The 17,645-nt window shown below is 66.8% G+C and carries 14 protein-coding genes; 11 read left to right on the top strand and 3 right to left on the bottom strand.

Going from position 1 to position 17,645, the window contains the following annotated elements:
- Positions 1 to 203 precede the first annotated feature (203 nt).
- The 7 genes from DPM12_RS18050 (at position 204) to hemW (ending at position 11,228) form a co-directional block, all read left to right on the top strand.
- Complete coding sequence (locus DPM12_RS18050) at positions 204 to 1,808, top strand: thiamine pyrophosphate-dependent enzyme (RefSeq protein WP_112259739.1); 1,605 nt, start codon at positions 204 to 206, stop codon at positions 1,806 to 1,808.
- Between the two features lie 11 nt (positions 1,809 to 1,819).
- Positions 1,820 to 2,905 (top strand): Bug family tripartite tricarboxylate transporter substrate binding protein, encoded by a 1,086-nt coding sequence (locus DPM12_RS18045; RefSeq protein ID WP_112259738.1) that lies wholly within the window; start codon positions 1,820 to 1,822, stop codon positions 2,903 to 2,905.
- A gap of 12 nt (positions 2,906 to 2,917) precedes the next feature.
- Positions 2,918 to 5,152 (top strand): tripartite tricarboxylate transporter permease, encoded by a 2,235-nt coding sequence (locus tag DPM12_RS18040; protein ID WP_112259737.1) that lies wholly within the window; start codon positions 2,918 to 2,920, stop codon positions 5,150 to 5,152.
- A gap of 73 nt (positions 5,153 to 5,225) precedes the next feature.
- The gene (locus tag DPM12_RS18035; RefSeq protein WP_112259736.1) at positions 5,226 to 6,278 is read left to right on the top strand and encodes a Bug family tripartite tricarboxylate transporter substrate binding protein; all 1,053 of its coding nucleotides are present in this window, start codon (positions 5,226 to 5,228) and stop codon (positions 6,276 to 6,278) included.
- A gap of 142 nt (positions 6,279 to 6,420) precedes the next feature.
- On the top strand, positions 6,421 to 7,881 hold the full coding sequence (locus tag DPM12_RS18030; protein WP_112259735.1) for a benzaldehyde dehydrogenase: 1,461 nt from the start codon (positions 6,421 to 6,423) through the stop codon (positions 7,879 to 7,881).
- 167 nt (positions 7,882 to 8,048) lie between these two features.
- On the top strand, positions 8,049 to 9,872 hold the full coding sequence (locus tag DPM12_RS18025; RefSeq protein WP_112259734.1) for an AMP-dependent synthetase/ligase: 1,824 nt from the start codon (positions 8,049 to 8,051) through the stop codon (positions 9,870 to 9,872).
- A 96-nt stretch (positions 9,873 to 9,968) separates the two neighbouring features.
- On the top strand, positions 9,969 to 11,228 hold the full coding sequence (hemW, locus tag DPM12_RS18020) for a radical SAM family heme chaperone HemW (RefSeq protein ID WP_112259733.1): 1,260 nt from the start codon (positions 9,969 to 9,971) through the stop codon (positions 11,226 to 11,228).
- A 68-nt stretch (positions 11,229 to 11,296) separates the two neighbouring features.
- On the opposite strand, the gene DPM12_RS18015 is transcribed toward hemW, so the two are convergent.
- Positions 11,297 to 12,127: a DUF3097 domain-containing protein gene (locus tag DPM12_RS18015; RefSeq protein WP_112259761.1), complete on the bottom strand. Its 831-nt coding sequence runs from the start codon at positions 12,125 to 12,127 to the stop codon at positions 11,297 to 11,299.
- A gap of 154 nt (positions 12,128 to 12,281) precedes the next feature.
- On the opposite strand from DPM12_RS18015, the gene hrcA reads away from it, so the two are divergent.
- The 3 genes from hrcA (at position 12,282) to DPM12_RS18000 (ending at position 15,289) form a co-directional block, all read left to right on the top strand.
- A complete protein-coding gene (hrcA, locus tag DPM12_RS18010) occupies positions 12,282 to 13,304 on the top strand; it encodes a heat-inducible transcriptional repressor HrcA (protein ID WP_211659109.1) in 1,023 nt (340 codons plus the stop codon).
- Between the two features lie 17 nt (positions 13,305 to 13,321).
- Entirely contained in the window at positions 13,322 to 14,473 is a 1,152-nt protein-coding gene (gene dnaJ / locus DPM12_RS18005) for a molecular chaperone DnaJ (protein WP_112259732.1), read from the top strand.
- Between the two features lie 78 nt (positions 14,474 to 14,551).
- The gene (locus tag DPM12_RS18000) at positions 14,552 to 15,289 is read left to right on the top strand and encodes a 16S rRNA (uracil(1498)-N(3))-methyltransferase (RefSeq protein WP_112259731.1); all 738 of its coding nucleotides are present in this window, start codon (positions 14,552 to 14,554) and stop codon (positions 15,287 to 15,289) included.
- A gap of 24 nt (positions 15,290 to 15,313) precedes the next feature.
- Here the strand turns inward: DPM12_RS18000 and DPM12_RS17995 are convergent, their stop codons facing one another.
- Together DPM12_RS17995 and DPM12_RS17990 are read right to left on the bottom strand one after the other, a co-directional pair.
- The gene (locus tag DPM12_RS17995; RefSeq protein ID WP_112259730.1) at positions 15,314 to 16,477 is read right to left on the bottom strand and encodes a Gmad2 immunoglobulin-like domain-containing protein; all 1,164 of its coding nucleotides are present in this window, start codon (positions 16,475 to 16,477) and stop codon (positions 15,314 to 15,316) included.
- Between the two features lie 28 nt (positions 16,478 to 16,505).
- The gene (locus DPM12_RS17990; RefSeq protein ID WP_112259729.1) at positions 16,506 to 17,054 is read right to left on the bottom strand and encodes a SigE family RNA polymerase sigma factor; all 549 of its coding nucleotides are present in this window, start codon (positions 17,052 to 17,054) and stop codon (positions 16,506 to 16,508) included.
- A gap of 130 nt (positions 17,055 to 17,184) precedes the next feature.
- On the opposite strand from DPM12_RS17990, the gene DPM12_RS17985 reads away from it, so the two are divergent.
- Entirely contained in the window at positions 17,185 to 17,532 is a 348-nt protein-coding gene (locus DPM12_RS17985) for a histidine triad nucleotide-binding protein (RefSeq protein ID WP_112259759.1), read from the top strand.
- Positions 17,533 to 17,645 lie beyond the last annotated feature (113 nt).

Genomic DNA, 17,645 nt, shown 5'->3' with positions numbered 1-17,645 from the left:
GGTACGTTGAGCAAACGCATGTTCGTTCAGCGAACACATCGGCGATCCTTAACTTTCGCGGCGTCACGCCCGAATTCTCCACTGTTCCCGGTGTTTCCGTAATCACCTCGATATCTGCAGATGTTGACGCCCGGGGAGGAGCGCACTAGCGTCACAGCTACGTTCATATAGATAACAAGTGTTCATCATGCGAACGGATGGCTATGACGAGTGTGCGTGACGCCACCATCGGAACGCTGCGCCGGCTGGGCGTGGCCACCTTGTACGCGAATCCCGGATCGACGGAGATATCGTTCCTGGCGGACTTTCCCGATGACCTGCGCTTCGTGCTTGCCCTGCACGAAGGATCGGTGGTCGGCCTGGCCACGGGGCAAGCGATCGCCACCGGGGCACCCGCCGTAGCACTGCTGCACACGACCGCGGGCCTCGGCAATGCCGTCGGTGCACTGGCTACGGCCCGGGTGAATCGCGCACCGCTTCTCGTGCTCGTAGGCCAGCAAGACCGGCGGCATCTCGCACTCGAACCGTTCCTCACCGGCAAGCTCACCGGACTCGCGGGCGACTACCCCGTCTGGGTCGAGTCTCCCGCGCGGGCCCAGGACGTGCCGGGCGCCGTCGCTCGGGGCTGGCACGAGGCCGTTACCGGGCGTGGACCCGCCCTGGTGATCGTGCCGTCGGGTGATTGGCAGGAAGGGATGCCGGACAGCGAGGTGGTGGCGGCTCCGCGCGCGATCACCCGTGCCGCCGGGCTCGACGAGGCCGATATCGAGCCCGTGGCGGACATGCTGACGTCGGCCAGCACACCGGTTCTGGTGTCGGGAGCCGGCTCGGACGAGCCTCGCACCTGGGACGCTCTGGTCGCGCTCGCCGAACGATTGCGGTGTCCGGTCTGGCAGGAGCCCTTCGGTGCGCGAGCGGGATTCCCGCAAGATCATCCGCAGTACGCCGGTGTCCTGCCGGCAGATCGCAGCCGGTTGCGTGCCGCGTTGCGGGAGCACGACGTCGTGGTGACCGTTGGAGCCGCTGCCATCCGGCAATATCCCTTCGAGCCCGGTCCGCTGGTCGAACCCGGCACCGCCGTGGCCGTGGTGATCGACGATCCCGATGAAGCGCATCGCAGCCCGGCCGACCAGGTGATCCTCGCGTCGCTGCCGGCGGCGTGCGAACGGCTGGCCCGGCGCGTGCCCGCCCGGACAACGCCCGCACCCGAGTTCAAATCCGCAGTCGGGCCCGCGCCGCCGGCCAGTGGCGAGCCCTTGCGTGCCGGGCACGTCCTGGCAGCGCTGGCGAGCCTCGTGTCACCAGAGACGATTGTCGTCGAGGAGACGCCGTCGTCGCGGCCCGAGCTGCACCGGCTGCTTCCGGCGCGCCGGCCGTTGGGCTTCGTCTCGGCCGCCATGGGCGGGCTTGGCTTCGCCTTGCCGGCCGCGACGGGACTTCGGATGGCCAGACCCGATCGGCCCGTCGTCGCCGTCGTGGGCGACGGTTCGGCGATCTACGGCATCCAGGCGCTGTGGAGCGCCGCCCAGTACGGCGTCGGCGTGCTGTTCGTGATCCTCGCGAACGGACGCTATGCCGTGATGGATCGGCTGGCGGAAGGCCACGGCGACACGAAGCCGCCGTGGCCGGACTTCTCCGACGTCAACATGAGCTGGATGGCCCGCTCGTTCGGGTGCCCGGCGTTGCGCCTGGACACCTATTCCGAGCTGACGCAGGTGCTCGGTGATGTCGTTCCGCAGCTGGCCGAACGGACCGATCCCTTGCTCCTGGACGTTTCGGTCGCCCCCGATCCCGAGTTCCACCCCTAGGAGGTTCCGCAATGACGACGCGCCTGTCCGGCCCGGCAACGATCGTGGCCGCATTCGTGGTGATATCGGCGTGTGCACAGGCCGATGACAGTGCCGGCGAGGCCTCGAACAACGGCGATCCCGCCGGCGCCGATGGCACGGACGGCGGTTCCGGCGAGGCCGGGGACTTCCCGAACGGCACTGTCCGCATCGTCGTGGGCTCGGGTCCCGGGTCGACGATGGACACGATGGCCCGCGGTCTGGCGCCGCGCTTGCAGGAACTGTGGGACGAATCCGTGGTCGTGGAAAACGTGCCGGGTGCGAATCAGTCGGCCGGGTACCACGACGTCGCCGCTGCCGATCCGGATGGGCACACGCTGTTCATCACGGTCCACGGAACCATGGGTATTCACGATCAGCTCGGAACCATCGACCCGCGCTGGCAGGAGTTCGAGTGGTTCGGCACGCTTCTCGAAGAACCGTGGACGTTCTACACCGCCGCCGACGGCGATATCGAAAGTCTCGACGACCTCCTCGCGCTGGACGTCATTCGTTACGGCGACAGCGGATACGAGAGCCCCGTCAATCCGGTGGCGCTGACCTTCTTCGACGCCTTCGACAAGGATTTCATCTTCACCCCCGGTTACGATCCCGGCGACGCGCAGCAGAGCGTGCTCACCGGCGAGCAGCACATCGTCGGCCGGGATGCCGCCCAGATGCTCCGGGGCGGGACGGACGAGGAGTTCCGGGCGCTGCTTGTCTTCTCGCACGAGGAGAATCGCTTCCAGCCGGATGCGATGACGCTGGCCGACGTCGAGGAAGAGTACGACGTCACCATTCCCGAGCTCGAGATCTTCCAGCTCGGGTTTCCCATCGGCACGACTCCCGGCACCCCGCCCGAGATCGTCGACAAGCTCGCCGACTCGCTGATCACGCTGATCGAGGAGGACGAGGAGTTCCAGGAGTGGATCCGGGAGAACCACATGGAGGGCAGCGTGCTCGCCGAACGGATCGGACGTGAGGTGACACAGGAAAAGGTCGCCGCGGTCACCGAGCAGTATGCCGAGTTCGGCGTCGACGACCTCCAGCAACGCCTCGAAGCCGGAACCGTTGACTGAGGTGTCGGACCGGTGACAGCCGCCCTCGTTGACGCCGCCTCCACCGTCTTCACACCCGTCGGCGTGCTGATGCTGATCGCTGGCGCCATCGTTGGCCTGACTTTCGGCATGCTTCCCGGGCTCGGAGCCAGCCAGGCGATGATCCTGCTGCTGCCGTTCACCTACGGGGCCGATCCGCAGTACGCGATCCTGCTCTTCGTCGCGATCATGTCGTCGGCCTCGTTCGGGGGATCGTTGCCGGCCATCTTGATCAACACCCCCGGTACGCCCGCGAACGTGTGCACCACGTTCGACGGATATCCGTTCGCGTTGCGTGGCGAGGCCGCGCGGGCGATCTTGATCTCCGGCCTGGCGTGTCTGGTGGGCAGCACCGTGGGCGCGCTCACCCTCTTCCTGCTGATTCCAGTGATTTCCCAGATCATCACGGCTTTCGGCGCGCGGGAGACGTTCTGGCTCGTCCTGTTCGGTATCGCCATGATCTCCCTGTCGGCCAAGGGCAATACCATCAAGGGGCTGGTCGCTGGCGGCTTCGGCCTGCTCATCGCCTTCATCGGGCGGAATTACGTGTTTCCCGGTGAGCGGTTCACCGGCGGTATGGACTTCCTGTACGACGGCGTGCCGATGGCCGCGCTCCTCGTCGGCGTGTTCGCCGTCGCCCCGATGGTGTTCCTCGGGGCCAAGACCTCCGTGGCGCAGTCCGGACCGCCCGGACACAGCGCCATCACCAGCGGTTTCTTTACGCAGGCACGGCAAGGCGTGGCTGACGTGTGGCGCCACCGTGTCGTCACCGTTCGTGGCTCGGTCCTCGGCGTGCTGCTGGGAATCATTCCCGCCGTGGGCGGGGCGACGGCCAGCTTCGTCAACTATCTGATGTCCAAGCAGCTGTCGAAGCGTGGCGAGGAATTCGGCCAGGGCACACCCGAAGGACTTATCGCTTCGGAGTCGGCGAACGATGCCAAGGACGGCGGCGCCCTCATGCCGACACTGGCGTTCGGTATCCCCGGCGATCCGAACACCGCCGTGCTGCTCGGCGCGTTGCTCATGCATGGTGTCGCGCTGGGGCAGCCGCTGTTCAGCAACGAGCTTCCCATGGTCGTGGTCATCGTCCTGGGTCTGGTGCTGGGGCAGATACTCGTCTCGGTCTTCGGCGTCATGACGGGTCCGTTCATTTCCCGCATCACCACGGTGCCGAGCTATTACCTGGTCCCGGTCGTCATCATGTGCGCGCTGATCGGCTCGTACCTGTTCCGGAACAACATCTGGGACACCACCATCGTGGTCATAGCGGCGATCTTCGCGTACGGCATGACGCAGTTCAGCTATCCGGTGATTAGTTTGGTGCTGGGATTCCTGCTGGGCATCGAGGCCGAACGGGCGTTCGTGCAGACACTGGTCATGTCGCAAGGAAGCTACGCCGGTCTCGTGGAAGGCGGAGTCGTCTGGACGATCATCACCATCATGGTCGTCTCGTTCGCCGGGGCATGGCTGATCAACCGGCGACGTGCGGAGATGCGGCTGGGTGGTGGCTCGTACGAGCCGGCACAGTCGTCCGAGCATGCGGGCTCCGCCGAGCATGCGGGCTCCGCCGAGCATGTACGCACGGAGGAGCCCGTCGCGGTGGCGGCTACGGGCACCCGGGACGGACGACAGGAGGGGCACGGACGTCTTTCCGGTGGCACGGCAGGTCACGAAGGTGAGACCGGTGGGAGCGCGGAGGCTCCCCGGGTACGGATACCGGCGGCGGCGATCTTCGCGGCCGGCCTGCTCGTGCTCAGCGCGTTCTTCCTCCTCGGCTCCTTGGGCTACGAAGGCGATATGGGGCTGTTCCCGGGCGTGGTTTCGGCCGCGACGACAGCCCTTCTGGTGATCGTTCTGGTGTCGGAGCTGTCGCCGCGCTTGCGGTCGGTGATCGCGAAGATCGACGGCGGCGGCGAGACGGTCCATGGCAACGGCACCGTCGATCTGTCGGCACGAGCGGTCCGGTCACACGCGCGCGTGTTGGCCTGGGCGGCCGGGTTCACCGTGGCGGTCCTGATCGCCGGATTCCTCGCCTTCCCGGTCCTGATCGCCGCCTATATCTGGCGTTCTGACCGCCGGCAGGTCGCGGCAGCGGTCGCGATCGCGACCGTCGTTGCCGCACTGCTGCTCCTTCTGGGGATCAGCGCACCCACGATGTTCTGGACCGGCGTGGTGCCGACCGTCGTTCCCGATCTGTTCGGCGGAGGGAGGTTACCTGCCCTCTTCTGACCCGCACATCCGCATTCCACCTGTGGCCAGCAGGAGACGCCAGCGAGAAGACGATACGGATAGGAGTTCGCCGATGCAGAGGACACGTCGTTTCATCCGGACAGGGGCAGGGTCGAGCGCGGCCGTGCTCCTCGCACTCACCGCGTGTGCCGACGACGGGGACGTCCCCAGCGCGTCGGGAGCGGACGGTGACGCATCGGAGTTCCCCACGGATACCGTGCGGATCCTGGTGGGATCCGAGCCTGGTTCCGGGATGGATTTCATGGCGCGCGGCCTGGCGCCCCGGTTGCAAGAACTTTGGGGCGAAGATGTCGTCGTCGAGAACGTACCTGGTGCCAATCAGTCCGCTGCCTATCACGAGGCGGCCGGCGCCGACCCGGACGGGCACACGCTGTTCATCGGCGTCGAGGGAACCTTCGGTATCCATGACCAGCTGGGCACGATCGACCCGGGCTGGCAGGAGTTTGAATGGTTCGGCACCCTGACCGAAGGTCCGTGGGCATTCCACGTCGACGCGAACGGCCCGATCGAGACATTCGAGGATCTGCTCGACGCCGAGCCTGTCCGGTACGGGGACGGCGGTTACGAGAGCCCGGTGAACCCGGTGGCGCTCACCGTGTTCGAGGCGCTCGACGTGGATTTCATCTTCACGCCTGGCTACGATCCCGGCCAGGCACAAAGCAGCGTCCTCACCGGAGAACAGCACTTCATCGGCCGGGAAGTGAACCAGTTCGTCCGTTATGACCAGGAGGACGAATACACGCCGGTGCTCATCGCCGGCGACGAGCCGCATCCGGACTTCCCGAACGCCAAGACCTTCGCCGAAGTCGAGGACGAGTACGACGTCACCTTCTCTGGCGACCGGATTTTCCAGCTCGGCCTGGCCATCGGAACGACGCCGGGTACCCCGCCGGAAACCGTCGACAAGCTCGCCGACTCGATCGTGACGCTGATCGAGGAGGACGAGGAGTTCCAGGAGTGGCGTGCGGAGAACCTGTTCGAGGAGACCATGCTGGTGGAGAACATCGGCCGGGATGTGACGCAGGAGAAGATCGACGAGCTGACCCGCGAATACGCGGAGTTCGGCGTGCAGGACATGGAAGAGCGGCTCACCAAGGGGCAGTAACCGGTGTGCGCGCCGCTGCACGGCACGGCAGCACTGATCACCGGACGCTGCACCGGCCATCCGGCAGCGACGTCCACACCGGACAGACGATCAACATCGATGGCGGCTCGGCCCTCATCTGACAGAACGCACGGAGGAAACCATGGTCCTGCTCGAACCGAAACTCTGGTCGGCCGCGTTGTTCTCCGGCGGGTGGAACACCGCAGCGGAGAGCCGACGCGTCGTCGAACCGTCCACCGGCGCCGAGCTCGGCGCCGTCGGGATTGCCGGAAACGACGACATCTCCTGGGCGGCGGAGAACGCCGCCGAAGCGCAACGAGAGTGGGCCCGGCGGCCGTTCGGAGAGCGTGCGGCCGTGCTGCGAGCGGCAGGACGGCTCTTCGAGGACCATGCGGCCGAGATCCAGGACTGGCTCGTGCGCGAGGCCGGGTCGGTCTGGGCCAAAGCCGGATTCGAGACGCATGTTGCCGCGCAGGAATGTTACGAGGCGGCGGCGCTGGCGTCGCAACCCATGGGTGAGATCCTTCCGAGCGAGAAGTACCGTCTCAGCCTGGCGCGCCGCGTACCGGCGGGGGTCGTCGGCGTGATCGCTCCGTTCAATGCCCCGCTCATCCTCGGTATCCGGTCGATCGCGCCGGCACTGGCACTGGGCAATGCCGTGCTGGCGAAACCCGATCCCCGGACGGCCGTGTGCGGTGGGGTCACCATCGCCCGGATCTTCGAGGAGGCGGGCTTGCCGGACGGGCTGTTGCACGTGCTTCCCGGAGGCGTCGAGGTAGGGGAGGCCTTGATCGATGACCCCCACGTGCGCGTGATCTCGTTCACCGGCTCCACGGCGGCCGGACGTGCCGTGGGGGAACGGGCGGCGCGAGGTCTCAAGCGGGCACATCTGGAGCTCGGTGGCAACTCGGCGTTGATCGTGCTCGACGACGCCGATCTGGACCGCGCGGTCTCGGCGGGTGCGTTTGGCTCCTTCTTCCACCAGGGTCAGATCTGCATGACAGCGGGACGGCACATCGTGCACGCGCGGCTCGTCGACGAGTACGTCGCGCGGCTGGCGGACGCGGCCGACGGAATGACGGTAGCCGACCCGTACAGTATGCCGGACGCTACCGTCGGACCGGTGATCGATGCTGGTCAGCGAGACAAGATTCACGAGCTGGTGCGAGCCAGCGTGAACGGCGGGGCGCGGCTGGCGGCCGGAGGGACGTACGAGGGCCTCTTCTATCGGCCGACCGTGCTGGGTGGCGTCTCCACCGACACCCCGGCGTACGCGGCGGAGGTGTTCGGCCCCGTGGCTCCCGTCGTGCCGTTCTCCACACCCGACGAAGCCGCCACCATCGCCGCACGGAGCGAGTACGGCCTGTCGCTAGGTATCCTCACCCGCGATGTCATGGCGGCGATGGAGCTCGCCGAGCGGATTCCCACCGGAATCGTCCACATCAACGACCAGACCGTCGACGACGAAGCGGTGGCCCCGTTCGGCGGCGTCGGCGCCTCGGGGACGGGTGCCCGGTTTGGTGGTGCGGCGGCCAACACGGATGCGTTCACCGAAACCCGGTGGATCACCGCGCAGGGCGCCGTCGGGCAGTACCCGTTCTGAACCCCCTTCTGCCGGTTCGTTTCGACCGGTCCTGCTCGCCTGGCCTCACGAAATGACCACAACTGCCGACGTAGACTGTTCGTGAGGGTTGATACCGTCGTAATCTTCCACCACCCGGTCACGATGCAAGCGTGGCCCACCGGCGATGGTGCTCTTGGAGGAACGTGATGACAGCCGACACAGCGGAGACCATCGATCAGGTCACAGATCGTCCGCCGTCCATCGGGCGGATGTTCCTTGAGCGGGTGGAGGCAACGCCGGATCTGGAAGCCTACCGGTATCCCGACGGAGTCGGGTGGTCGTCACTGACGTGGCGGCAGACGAAGGATCGGGTGTGGCGGCTAGCGGCTGGCCTGCTTTCCGTGGGTGTCGAATTCGAGCAGCGCGTTGCGATTGCGGCATCGACGCGAGTGGAATGGATCCTGGCGGATCTCGCGATCAACTGTATCGGCGCGGCGACCACGACGGTCTATCCGTCCACCAACCCCGAGGACGTCGAGCACATCCTGTCCGATTCCAATGCGCGCGTCGTCTTCGCCGAGGATGACGAGCAGGTCAAGAAGGTGCTGGAACAGCGTTCCCAGCTTCCCGATCTCGTCAAGATCGTCGTCATGGACGGCACGGGCGACGGTGATGTCGTCATCTCGCTGGACGAGCTCGAACAGCGGGGAGGCGAGCGGCTGGAGCAGGAGCCGACGGCCGTCGACGACGCCTTGGAAGCCGTCGGCCCCGAAACGCTGGCAACATTGGTTTACACCTCTGGCACGGGCGGCCGGCCCAAGGGCGTGCTCCTCGTCAACGACAACTGGGTTTATGAGGGCGTGGCCGTCGACGCGGTGAACATCCTCTCCACGGACGACCTCCAATACCTGTGGCTCCCGTTGTCACACGTCTTCGGCAAGACGCTGGAGGCCATCCAGCTTCGAGTGGGCTTCGCCACCGCAGTAGACGGCAATCTCGACCGCATCGTCGAGAACCTCGGCGTGGTGAAACCGACATTCATGGCAGGTGCGCCGCGGATCTTCGAGAAGGTTCGGGCCCGGGTGACGACGACGGCCGCCGAAGAGGGCGGGTTGAAGAAGAAGATCTTCGACTGGGCCTTCGGCGTGGGCCACAAGGTGTCGGCGCTGCGCCAGGAGGGGAAGGAACCCAGCGGGGTGCTGGCGGTCCAGTTCCGGCTGGCTGACAAGCTCGTATTCTCCAAGGTGAAAGCCCGGCTCGGTGGCCGCATCCGGTTCTTCATCAGCGGCTCGGCCAAACTCTCCCAGGAGGTCGCCGAGTGGTTCCACGCTGCGGACATGCTGATCCTGGAGGGCTACGGGCTCACCGAGACCAGCGCGGCCGTGTTCGTGAACCGCCTCCATGACAACCGGTTCGGCACCGTCGGACCCCCGCTGCCCGGTACCGAGGTGAAGATCGCCGACGACGGCGAGATCCTCGTCCGCAGCCCAGCGGTGATGCGTGGGTATCACAACATGCCCGAGCTGACCGCCGAATCGATCGACGAGGACGGCTGGTACCACACTGGCGACATCGGTGCGCTCGAAAACGGCTTCCTGCGCGTCACCGATCGGAAGAAGGATCTCATCAAGACCTCGGGCGGCAAGTACATCGCGCCGCAGAAGATCGAGGTGATCTTCAAGGCCGTCAGCCCGCAGGCCAGCCAGATTGTTGTCCACGGTGACGGCCGGAACTACTGTACCGCCCTGATCACTCTGGACCCGGAAGCGATCCGTGAGTGGGCCGAGAGCAACGGTCTCGGCGATATGGGATACGCGGAGCTGACGCAGACGCCGCAGGTCCGCGAGCTGGTTCAGGGCCAGATCGACGAGCTCAACTCCCGGCTCGGCCGCTGGGAGACAATCAAGAACTTCGAGATCCTCCCGCACGACCTCACCATCGAGAGCGGGGATCTGACCCCGAGCTTGAAGGTCAAGCGCAAGGCGGTCGAGAAGCGCTACATGGACGTCCTCGACCGCATGTACGACTGACCTGCCCCGCTCCCACACCCGCTGATCATGAACACTAGTCGACCACATAGGTCGACTAGTGTTCATGATCAGCGGGTGTGGGAGGGAGAATGAGGTGTGCCCTCGACGTTGCCGCCCGGTGAGCCTGTCCCGTCCGACGGCGCGCTACCAGCGTCGGCGCTGGCCGGCGTCGGTTCTCGCCCGTTCGGTCTCTACCTGCACGTGCCGTTCTGCACGACCCGATGCGGCTACTGCGACTTCAACACCTACACCGCGGCCGAGCTGGGTGACGTTCCCGGTGCCTCCCGGTCGTCCTGGGCCGACGCCGCCATCTCCGAGCTGCGCCTGGCCAGGCGGGTGATGCACGGACCCGCCTGGCCAGGCGCGGGACCGGTCGAGCGCGCCGACATGCCCGTCGCGACCGTGTTCGTCGGCGGCGGGACCCCTACGCTGCTGCCTCCAGCGGATCTGGGGCGGGTGCTGAAGGCGATCGACGCCGAGTTCGGGTTGGCCCCCGACGCTGAGATCACCACGGAGGCGAATCCCGAGACCTTGACACCGGACGTGCTCGCCGGCTTGCGTGAAGCTGGCTTCACCCGGATCTCGATCGGCATGCAGAGCGTACGGGCCCACGTTCTGGCGGTCCTGGATCGCGTGCACACGCCGGGCCGGGCAGAGCAGGCGGCGCGCGAGGCGCGGGCGGCCGGATTCGAACACGTCAGCCTCGATTTGATCTATGGAACGCCCGGCGAGAGCCAGGACGATTGGCGGGCGAGCCTGGAGGCGGCGATCGGTGCCGATCCGGATCATGTGAGTGCGTATGCCTTGATCGTGGAGGAGGGGACGCGCCTGGCCGCGCGAATCGCGCGCGGCGAGCTTCCGATGCCGGACGACGACGATCATGCCGACAAGTACATCCTGGCAGAGGACGTCCTGACGGCCGCGGGATTCAGCTGGTACGAGGTGTCCAACTGGGCCCGGACGCCGGACGCGCGGTGTGCCCACAACTTGCTGTATTGGACCGGTGCCGACTGGTGGGGCATCGGCCCGGGAGCGCACAGCCATGTGGGCGGGACCCGGTGGTGGAATCTGAAACATCCGGCGTCGTGGGCGCGGCGGCTGGCCGAGGGACAGAGCCCCGCGTATGCCCGCGAGATCCTCGATGCGCGCACGCGCGAGATGGAACGCGTGCTCCTCGAAGTGCGGCTGGCCGGCGGTCTCGACGGCGCGGTGCTCGACGACGACGGCTGGGCTGCGGCCTGGCGAGCGGTTGACGGAGGGCTCGCCGACGCGGACGCGCTGTCGGAAGGCCGGCTGGTGTTGACGTTGCGTGGCAGGCTCATGGCCGACGCGGTGGTCCGGGATCTTCTGGGCTGACCCTCCGGGCCCGTATCTGGGCTGAACCGTCACGAACCGAACGGTGGCCAGGACGGCGGCTGCCGTACCTAGGCCGATTCCGCGGCCGTCACGAAGTCGATCAGCTCCTCGACACGGCCGAGGAAGGCGGGTTCGAGATCGGTGTAGGTGGTCACCGACTCCCGGATCCGCCGCCATACCGCGGGCGGATCTCCCGACCAGCCGAGTGCATCGATCACCCCTTCTTTCCAGGGCACTCCCCTGGGGACGGTGGGCCAGGCATCGATGCCGAGCACCGAGGGCCGCACCGCCTGCCAGATGTCGACATACGGGTGGCCGACGATCAGTACGTGGTCACCGAGGGGACCCTCGGCCACCTGTCCGGCGATCCGGGCTTCCTTGGTGCCCTCCACCATGTGGTCGAGAAGGACGCCGAGCCGGCGGGTCGCGTCGGGACGAAAGTCACGGACGATCTCCATCAGATCGTCCGCACCGCCGAGCTCCTCGACGACGACGCCCTCGACACGCAGGTCATCTCCCCAGATCTTTTCCACCAGTTCGGCGTCGTGCTTGCCTTCAACGTAGATCCGGCTTTCCCGGGCGACCCGGGCGCGCTGCTTTTCGACGGGGCGTGAGCCGGACGCCGTGCGGGAGGGCTTGGTGGGAGCCCGGTGGTTCGGCCGCACCAGCGCGACAGGCTTGCCGTCGATCCAGAATCCCGGTCCGAGCGGGAAGGCGCGGCGGTTGCCGTGCCGGTCTTCGAGGGTGACACCATGTTTGTCGCATTCGACCACCGCGCCGCAGAAGCCGCTCTGTGCGTCTTCGACGACGAGGCCGGGCTCGGCAGCTGTTTCCACGCTGGTCGGGCGTTTCGGGTGTGGTGAGCGGGCCAGCACGTCGGGGCCGTAACGGTCCGGAATTCGCGTCACAATCCGCGACGTTACTACGTCGTGGGGCGGTAGTGGGTGAGGCGTCGCCGTAGGGGAGCGACGGCACTGGACGAGCAACGTAGAATTGGCACTTGGAAGGCGTGAGTGCCAACAGGCTGCAGTGGTGTCCAGGGAGGTGCATGGCGTGCCGATCGATGACCGCAAGCTGGAAGTCCTGCGGGCAATCGTCGAGGACTACGTCGACACACACGAGCCGGTCGGTTCGAAGGCGCTGGTAGATCGGCACCATTTGGGCGTATCGTCGGCAACCATCCGTAACGATATGGCCACTCTGGAGGAGGAAGGGTACATCGCCCAGCCGCATACGAGTGCGGGCAGGATTCCCACGGACAAGGGGTATCGCCTGTTCGTTGACCGCCTTTCCACCGTCAAGCCGCTGTCTCCGGCGGAGCGCAGGGCGATCCGTTCGTTCCTCGATGGCGCGGTCGATCTCGACGACGTCATATCCCGGACGGTGCGGTTGCTGGCGCAACTCACCCGGCAGGCCGCCGTCGTCCAGTATCCGTCGCTCACCCGGTCAACGGTCCGCCATGTCGAGCTCGTCCCGGTGGCGGGTGCGCGCGTATTGATCGTGCTGATCACCAACACGGGCCGGGTCGAGCAGCGCGTGGTCGAGCTGCCTCAGGAGCCAGACGACAGCTTGCTCGGAGATCTCCGGGCGCGGCTGAACGAGCTGGTGGTGGGATTGGACTTCACATCCGTCGCGTCGACGGTCAGCGATCTGCCAGAACAGTTCGCACCGGAGGACCGGCCCGTCGTGTCGGGTGTGGCAGTGTCATTGCTGGAAGCGTTGGTGGAACGGCACGAGGAGCGGGTCGCGGTCGCCGGAACGGCGAACCTCGCCCGTTACGGGCAAGAGTTCGACGTGGAACTCGAGCCGTTGCTGTCTGCCCTGGAGGAGCAGGTCGTACTGTTGAAACTGCTGGGGCAGGCGACGAGCACATCGCCGGTTACGGTCCGAATCGGTGAGGAGAACGCCCAGTCGGGCTTGTTCTCCACGTCCGTTGTCACGACCGGCTACGGTCCGGGCAACGAGACGGTGGGCAGCATGGGCGTTCTCGGCCCGACCCGGATGGACTATCCGGGAACGATCGCGGCGGTCGGTGCTGTTGCACGTTATGTCAGTCAGATACTCGACGCGAATTAAAGGATCTGTGGGGATAGATGGTGTCGACCACCGACTACTACGAGGTCCTGGGTGTATCCCGGAACGCCTCGACGGAGGACATCAAGAAGGCCTACCGCAAGCTGGCACGCAAGCTGCATCCTGACGTCAATCCCGATCCGGAGACGCAGGAGAAGTTCAAGCAGGTCACCAACGCTTACGAGGTACTCGTCGACCCGCAGAAGCGGGAGATGTATGACCTCGGCGGTGATCCTCTCGCGTCGGGTGGTGGAGCCGGCGCCAGTGCCGGCGGGTTCGGTGGAGGCTTCTCGTTCACCGACATCATGGATGCCTTCTTCGGTGGCACGGCGACGCGTGGACCGCGCAGCCGCATGCGGCGTGGCCAGGACGCGCTCGTGCGGCTGAAGGTGGAACTGCGCGAGGCCGTGTTCGGTGCCACCAAGGAGCTCCAGGTCGATACTGCTGTGGTCTGCACGACGTGTACGGGCCAGGGCACGGCTGCCGGTGCGCAGCTCAGTACCTGTGTCACCTGTGGGGGAGAAGGCGAGATCAAGCAGGTACAGCGCTCCTTCATGGGCCAGATCATGACGGCCCGTCCGTGCCCGCAGTGCCAGGGATTCGGTACCACCAACCCGAACCCGTGCACCGAGTGTGGCGGCGACGGCAGGGTTCGTACCCGCAGGACGCTCACCGTGAAGATTCCCGCCGGTGTCGACAACGGAACCCGCATCCAGCTGTCGGGACACGGCGAGGTCGGTCCCGGTGGCGGACCTGCCGGTGACCTCTACGTCGAGATCGCGATCGAACGCCACCCGGTGTTCACCCGCGATGGTGACAACCTGCACTGCACATTGCAGCTTCCGATGACGGCTGCCGCCCTCGGCACCAACGTCGAGCTCGAGACCTTGGACAGCAAGGAGGTCATCGAGGTCCGTCCAGGTGCCCAGGCCGGCGAGAAGATCCGCTTGTCCGCGCGGGGCGTCCCGCGGCTGCGCGGTACCGGGCGTGGAGATCTGATCATCCATCTCGAAGTCGAGACGCCCACGAAGATCGATTCGCGCCAGGAAGAGCTGCTGCGCGAGCTCGCCAAGCTGCGTGGTGAAGAGCACGTGGCGGGGCCGGGCACCGTGGCCAGCCAGGGCAACCTGTTCAGTCGCATCCGGGACGCCTTCAAGGACGGCCGGGGCTGAGCTGTTGAGCCCTCGAACGCCCGGAGATGCGCGGACATCGGCCCGGACGTTCAGGGGCGCGAGAGGTTGGTCGGTGCTGTGTCCGTACCGGTATTCGTCACTGATCACGCGGCGCTGAGCGCGGCGGACGAGATACGCCTGGACGGCGAGGAGGGCCGGCACGCCGCCGTGGTGCGCCGCATCGGCGTGGGCGAGCGGATCGACCTCACCGATGGTCGCGGCCGGGTCGCGCGATGTGTCGTCAGCGCTGCCGACCGCAGCGGCCTGACGTGTGCCGTCGATTCGATGGTCGACGTGCCGCCGCCATCGCCGCGGATCGTGGTCGTGCAGGCGCTGGCCAAGGGCGATCGGGGAGAAACGGCCGTCGAGACGATGACCGAGGTCGGCGTCGACGAGATCATCCCGTGGGCCGCGGCACGGTGCATCGTCCAGTGGAAAGGCGAGCGCGCTGACAAGGGCCTGCGCCGGTGGCGTGCCACCGTGCGGGAGGCGGCCAAACAAGCGCGGCGTGCATGGGTGCCGGAGGTGCCCGAGCTGGCGACGACGCCCGCGGTGGCGGCCCGGCTGCGGAGCGCGGACCTGGGCATCGTCCTGCACGAGGACGGGGATCACCCGTTATCCGGCATCGATCTTCCCGACGGCGGGGAGATCGTCGTGGCTGTGGGGCCGGAAGGCGGCATGACCCCGGACGAGCTCGACGGCCTTCGCACGGCAGGTGGCGTCATCGCCCGTCTCGGACCGACGGTCTTGCGCACCTCGACTGCGGGCACGGTGGCCGCCGGGATCCTGCTGTCGCGGACCCAGCGCTGGGCGTAGGCGGCGGCCACCGTGCCGCCACCGTCAGGGTTCGACGACGGTGAACCGCTTGGTCTCGACGTACGGCTCGCGCCCTTCACCTCCGGAAGGGTCATCTTCCATGAGGCTGATCTCGTAGGTGCCAGGTTCGAGATCGTCGAACGCGAAATGATACGGCGAGAAGGTGAACGCCTCCTCGGTCATCGTATGCCCGGAATCGACGACCTCGCCGTCGCGCCGCAGTTCCCAGAGCACGGTGGCCTCGAACACGGCGGCGACGCCGGTGACGTTGACCGGAGCGGTGACCTCCTCGCCGTAGGCGGGACTGTCGATCTGCACCAGGTGCCGCACATCCTCCTGAGCTGCCCGGGTGAACGGTTCGGTGGCGTCGAGCTCGCCGAACAGAGTGTCCGGGGGAGTGCCGTCGACGAGGAGCTGGACCGGCAGCGCACCGTCGACGTCTTCGCGTGCCACCGACGCGGCCGCCGTGGCCGTGTACACGAGCTGCTGCACGGCCTCGTCGGCCAGGGAAGAGCCGGCGGCGAGTTCGACGGGCGAGCGCAAGTCCACCTCGATGACGTCGTCGACGACCTGCACCGAGTTCACCTCGACTGGCGCCCACAGGCTGTCGTACCGGGGGTCGAGAGCTTCGGCGTTCAGCGAATAGTCCACCGCGCTGAACAGAACGTCCCGGTCAGCGGGTGGTGACTGCCATTCCCGGGTGAGGCGTTCCGCAACTTCGAAGTAGACGGGCATGGCGGTCACGTCGGCGTCGGCCGAATCGTCGCCGGGCGGCTGCCCGGTCTCGTCCGCGGCCTCCGTCGGCTCGGCAGACGGATCCTCGTGATCGCCGGGAGCGTCGGTCGGCTCGCTGGTCGGATCGTCCTGCTCGGGAGACGGCTCCTCGGACGGGGGTGGCTCGGTGGCGGTGCCCTCGTCGGTCTCGGTGACCTCGGGCGTCGTCGCTGGCTGGACGGACGTCTCGCTCTCGCCCGGGCCCATGACATTGACCGCGATCGCCACCACGGCTGTGGCGGTGGCGATCCCACCGGCAACGCCGAGAACGGCCGGGCTGCGCCACCACGGCACTCCGCTCGCCGTGCGGCGCCGGATCCGCGCCAGCCCGTCAGGACCCGGCTGGACCTGGTCGGCGGTCTCGTGCAGGGCCGAGCTCAACGCTCGCTCCTCGGGGGACCATTGTTCGTTCATCACTGCACACCTCCCTCGCGTGGCGCCGTCACGACCAGGGCTCCAATACGGGTCGTAGCGCGGCAAGGCCGCGCGACGTGTGACTCTTCACCGCGCCGTTGCTGATCTTCATGGCTGTTGCGATCTCGGATTCGGACAGGCCGCCGTAGTAGCGCAGGACCAGCGCTTCGCGTTGGCGTGCCGGCAGCTCCCGCAGTGCCTCCACCACGGCGTTTCCGGCCGCTCCTGCCATGGCGCTGTGTTCTGCGCTGGGCGCATCCGGTGGAAGCTCGTGCGGGGAGCGCCTGGCGACCTGTTTCCTGCGCTGGACCGAGCGGGTGCCCCGGACCACCGACGTGCGCAGGTAACTGAGTGCCTTCGCGGGATCGCGTAGCCGGCGCCATCGACGGTGAAGCGCGACGAACGCGTCCTGGACGACTTCCTCGGCAACCGACTCGTCCCGTAAGAGCAGGGCGGCGAGCCGTACCAGCCCGGCATAATGCACCGCGTAGAGCTGGGTGATCGCCGTGTCTGCGTCCGGTACGGGGGCTTCGTCCGTGTCTGGTGCCGAACCGCCGCTGCGGTCGCTGTCTTCCACCACATACTCCTACCGACGCGTTGGGGTCGAGAAAGGTTTACCGGCTCGCCGATGCCGAAACAAGACGCCGAAAACAAGATGCCGGAACGGATCGTGGATCGTGCGGGCATCGCCGCTCTACCATTTCGGGGTGAGTACTGATGCCGACTGCTTGTTCTGCAAGATCGTTGCTGGCGATATCCCCGCGACGGTAGTACGGGAGTCACAGCGGACGTTGGCGTTCCGGGACATCTCGCCCCAGGCGCCCACGCACGTTCTCGTCATCCCGAAGGCACACCACCAGGATGCCCCATCGCTGGCCGCCGACGACCCGTCGGCCATGGTAGAGATCATCAACGAGGGTGCCGCCGTGGCCAAGGAGGAAGGCCTGGAGTCGTTCCGGCTGGTGTTCAACACCGGCGCCGAGGCAGGACAGTCCGTCTTTCACACGCATGCTCACGTGCTCGGCGGGCGGGCACTTGCCTGGCCACCAGGCTAGCCGATGCCCACGCGCCGGCTGGGGTTCCGGTTGAGTGGGCGGTTGGCAGCGGAAATGCACTCCTGATTGTCCGTGTTACTGGGTACGATGGACGCATCGTCAAGGATGATGGT

The organism is Phytoactinopolyspora halophila (assembly GCF_003287285.1).
GTDB lineage: Bacteria > Actinomycetota > Actinomycetes > Jiangellales > Jiangellaceae > Phytoactinopolyspora_A > Phytoactinopolyspora_A halophila.
The sequence above is the reverse complement of the archived record's forward strand: the minus strand, read 5'-3'. Positions and strand labels throughout refer to the sequence as shown.

Bases quoted from the DNA above. Each gene is read 5' to 3' on its own strand.
- DPM12_RS18050 (WP_112259739.1), top strand. From the start codon at position 204: ATGACGAGTGTGCGTGACGCCACCATCGGAACGCTGCGCCGGCTGGGC.
- DPM12_RS18030 (WP_112259735.1), top strand. From the start codon at position 6,421: ATGGTCCTGCTCGAACCGAAACTCTGGTCGGCCGCGTTGTTCTCCGGC.
- DPM12_RS17995 (WP_112259730.1), bottom strand. From the start codon at position 16,477: ATGAACGAACAATGGTCCCCCGAGGAGCGAGCGTTGAGCTCGGCCCTG.
- DPM12_RS18045 (WP_112259738.1), top strand. From the start codon at position 1,820: ATGACGACGCGCCTGTCCGGCCCGGCAACGATCGTGGCCGCATTCGTG.
- DPM12_RS18025 (WP_112259734.1), top strand. From the start codon at position 8,049: ATGACAGCCGACACAGCGGAGACCATCGATCAGGTCACAGATCGTCCG.
- DPM12_RS18035 (WP_112259736.1), top strand. From the start codon at position 5,226: ATGCAGAGGACACGTCGTTTCATCCGGACAGGGGCAGGGTCGAGCGCG.
- dnaJ (WP_112259732.1), top strand. From the start codon at position 13,322: ATGGTGTCGACCACCGACTACTACGAGGTCCTGGGTGTATCCCGGAAC.